This is a genomic window from Aquabacterium sp., from assembly GCF_049274795.1.
Classification (GTDB): Bacteria; Pseudomonadota; Gammaproteobacteria; order Burkholderiales; family Burkholderiaceae_C; genus Aquabacterium.
Genome location: NZ_JBASTH010000094.1, coordinates 1 through 3,216, shown reverse-complemented (window position 1 = coordinate 3,216; position 3,216 = coordinate 1). Strand labels below are relative to the sequence as shown.

The window sequence follows — 3,216 nt, the reverse complement described above, 5'->3', positions numbered from 1 at the left end:
ACACCGGCAACAACTTCACCGGCGATGTCACCGCCACCGGCTCGACCATCCAGATCACGGACACCAACGCCCTGAACGCCGCCATCACGGCCTCGGGCGCCGCCACGCTGATCGCCGGCGGCAACCTGGGTGTCTCCGGCTCCGCGGTCGGCCTGACCACCACCACCACAGCAGGCGGCACCACGGCCTTCGGCACCACCAGCGTCACCGGCAACCTGTCGGCCACCAGCGCGGGCAATCTGCAGGACTCGGGCACCGTCACGGTGTCGGGCACCTCCAGCTTCACCACCACGGGCACCAACGCCACCATCATGATGGACCAGCTCGCGTCCACCGGCGCCGTGGACGTGCACACCACTGGCGTCAACGGCCACGCCACCATCGTCAACGCCTCGGCACTCACGCTGGATGCGGGCGATGTCCAGGGCAACCTGAGCGCCACGGCACAGGGCTCGCTGGTGCTGACCGACGCCGTGGACGTCGACGGCGGCAACTTCATCCAGCTGCGCGCCATCGGCGCCAACAGCGATGTCACATTGAACCAGGCCCTGAGCAGCGACACCGGCGAGATCAACATCCGCGCCGATCGCCACGTGGCCCTCAACAACCAGGTCGGCACCGGCGGCCGTGTGCTGGTCGAGGCCGGCGGCAACATCACCCAGGGAGCACAACCCATCTCCGGCGCGCAGATCGGCCTGATCGCAGGCGGCAGTGCCACGGGGCTGGACCTGGTGGCCGGCTCGACCGCGCTGGTCAAGGCCGGCGGCAACATCACCGGTGACATCAGCGCCAGCACAGCCGGCCTGACCTCTACCTCGGGCCTGATCGATGTGGTCACCTCCGTGGACAACCTGTCTGCGCAGGCCGGCTCGTCCATCAGCGTGGACAACGACCGCTCGCTGACCGTTGGCGCCAGCGCAGGCGGCAGGGTCTCGGTCATCGCCAATGGTGCCCTGACCGTGAGCCCCATCGGCGCCGTGACCCTGGCGGCCAGCGACGCAGGTGTGCCCACGGGCAAGGCCTTCGAGTCGGCCCAGTCCACCGCGGCGCAGTCCGGCGTGCAGACAGGCAGCACCTCCACCAGCACGCTCACCCTCGCCAGCGGCGCGGGCAACCGTGACATCACGCTCAACGGCGCGGTCACGGCCAACGCCGGCGGCACCATCAACGCCTCGGGCAAGGTGCTGCTCAACAATGACCTGACCCTGAACACCGGCACGCTGAACATCACGGCCGGCGCCAACCCCAACGCCACGCTGCGCTCCGGCATCTTCACCTCGCAAGGCGCCCAGATCCGCATCTTCGAAGGCGTCGTGACGCAAGGCGGCGGGCGCATCGTCACCGGCGCCACGTCGACACTGGTGGTCAACGCCACCAACAACGGCTCCATCTACCTCACCGGCGACAACGACATCCGCGGCGGCATCTCCGCCGTGAGCGGTACGTCCGGAGAAGTGGGCGATGCACGATTCCTGGGCACGGCGCCCATCTCGGTCAGCGAGATCAGCATCAAGTCGACCGAGGTCAATGTTGCGGGCAAACCCGATGCCACCATCCCCGGGCCGGCCGGTTCGGCCAAGGGCCTGGAAGGCGACAGCATCACGCTGGAGACCAGCAAGATCACGACGCAGCAGTTCGACGGCACCATCCGTGGCCGCATGCCCTTCGACAAGACCCTGCAGCTGGTGGCGGCCTCGCTGCCCTCGCTGGCCCTGAAGATCCCCACCTCGGCACTGGGTGGCGGCGGCAGCCCGCTGTACATCGGCGGCAGCGTCGAGGCTGCCTGGATCCGGACGCGCTTGGGCAGCGACGCCCTGGGCGGCATCGTCACGGTGATCCCAGGCGGCGTGGGGCAGGACAAGGCCATCGTCTTCCTAGGCGGGGGGGATCCGGCCCCGGCGTACCCCGGCAGCGGCAAGCCCAGCGAGATTCGCGTGTTTTACAACGGTCTGGCCACCGCCACCCCTGAAGAAGAGGCCGCGCTGACCTCGGTGCTGTCCATCATCGAAGACCAGCGCAAGGCCCGCTTCGAGGAGACCGTGCGCACCGAAAACGTCTCGTCCCGCCTGCGCGCAGGCGTGATCGCGGAAGTGGGCGCCGGGCGCCCGGCCACCGAAGGCAGCGAATCGATCCAGATGCCGCCATCATGTACACCAGCTGCCGGAGCGATGACCTGCCAATAAGTAGCTTACGCAAACGCGGCGTTTCAGGATAAAAATGCCGTTTTGTGTCCCGAACCATTGGCCGACGCCCGAGTCGGAGCCGGAGTGTCGATCAACGTGATCCTGTTGGCATGAAACCTTCCAAACCCGACGCCACCGATCCCACCCGGCGAGCCCTCCTCGGTCTGCCCCTGGTGGCAGGCCTGCCGCTGGCTGGCATCACGACGGGTCTGGCCTGGGGCTATACCGACGATGAGTCCATGGGGCCGGTCTGGCCATAGCCCGAGATCGCGCAGTAGATGAGCTTCGGATTGACGGCGGCGAGCACGGGATAGTCGAGCCCCAGCCGCTTCATGACGCCCGGTCGGTAGTTCTCCACCAGGATGTCGACCTTGGCGACCAGCTTCTTGATCGCCGCGATGGACTCCGGCCGCTTGAGGTCGAGCACGATCGATTTCTTGCCGGCGTTGAGCTGGCCGAACATCGTGCTGGCACCGTCCCGCTGAACGGGGCGGCTGCGCATCAGGTCGCCCTCAGGCGATTCAACCTTGATAACGTCGGCGCCCATATCGGCCAGCAACCGACTGCAATGCGGACCGGCAATCGTCGTGGAGAAGTCGAGGATACGCAGGCCTTCGAGCGGCCGTGAACTCTCTTTCATTTATGTCACCTGGCTACAAGGATGAGAACGACGCCTCCCACCACCAGGATACTGCCGAACCATTCGCCGATGGACGGTCGCTCCTTGAGGACGAGATGCGAGGCGATGAAGGTGAAGACGAGCTCGATCTGGCCAACGGCCCGAACGAGAGCTGCATTCTCCAAGGTCATGGCGAGGGCCCAGCCTGCCGAGCCCAGCACGCTGAAAACACCGACCCAGATCGAGGACTTCCAGTTGACGCCGATCTTGCGGAACTGACCGGGATCTCGGTGGCTGAGGTAGGCTGCCATCAGAACGATCTGGATGGTGTTCATGCAGGCGAGCACGGTGATGCCGCGGGTCATGAAGTCGCCGCTGGGGAGCGACTTCGACGCTTCGCGGATGGTGCCTGCT

At 66.5% G+C, this 3,216-nt stretch carries 3 protein-coding genes; 1 reads left to right on the top strand and 2 read right to left on the bottom strand.

What is annotated here, in order from left to right:
- On the top strand, positions 1–2,183 hold a 2,183-nt coding region (locus WAQ08_RS15485; protein ID WP_422192694.1), incomplete at its 5' end, for a beta strand repeat-containing protein.
- A 220-nt stretch (positions 2,184–2,403) separates the two neighbouring features.
- Here WAQ08_RS15485 and WAQ08_RS15480 read toward each other — a convergent pair.
- Both WAQ08_RS15480 and WAQ08_RS15475 read right to left on the bottom strand, forming a co-directional pair.
- Positions 2,404–2,823: a CoA transferase gene (locus WAQ08_RS15480; RefSeq protein ID WP_422192692.1), complete on the bottom strand. Its 420-nt coding sequence runs from the start codon at positions 2,821–2,823 to the stop codon at positions 2,404–2,406.
- A 5-nt stretch (positions 2,824–2,828) separates the two neighbouring features.
- Positions 2,829–3,216, bottom strand: a 388-nt coding sequence (locus WAQ08_RS15475; protein ID WP_422192690.1) for an EamA family transporter, incomplete at its 5' end; no start/stop codon positions are given.

Bases quoted from the DNA above. Each gene is read 5' to 3' on its own strand.
- WAQ08_RS15480 (WP_422192692.1), bottom strand. From the start codon at position 2,823: ATGAAAGAGAGTTCACGGCCGCTCGAAGGCCTGCGTATCCTCGACTTC.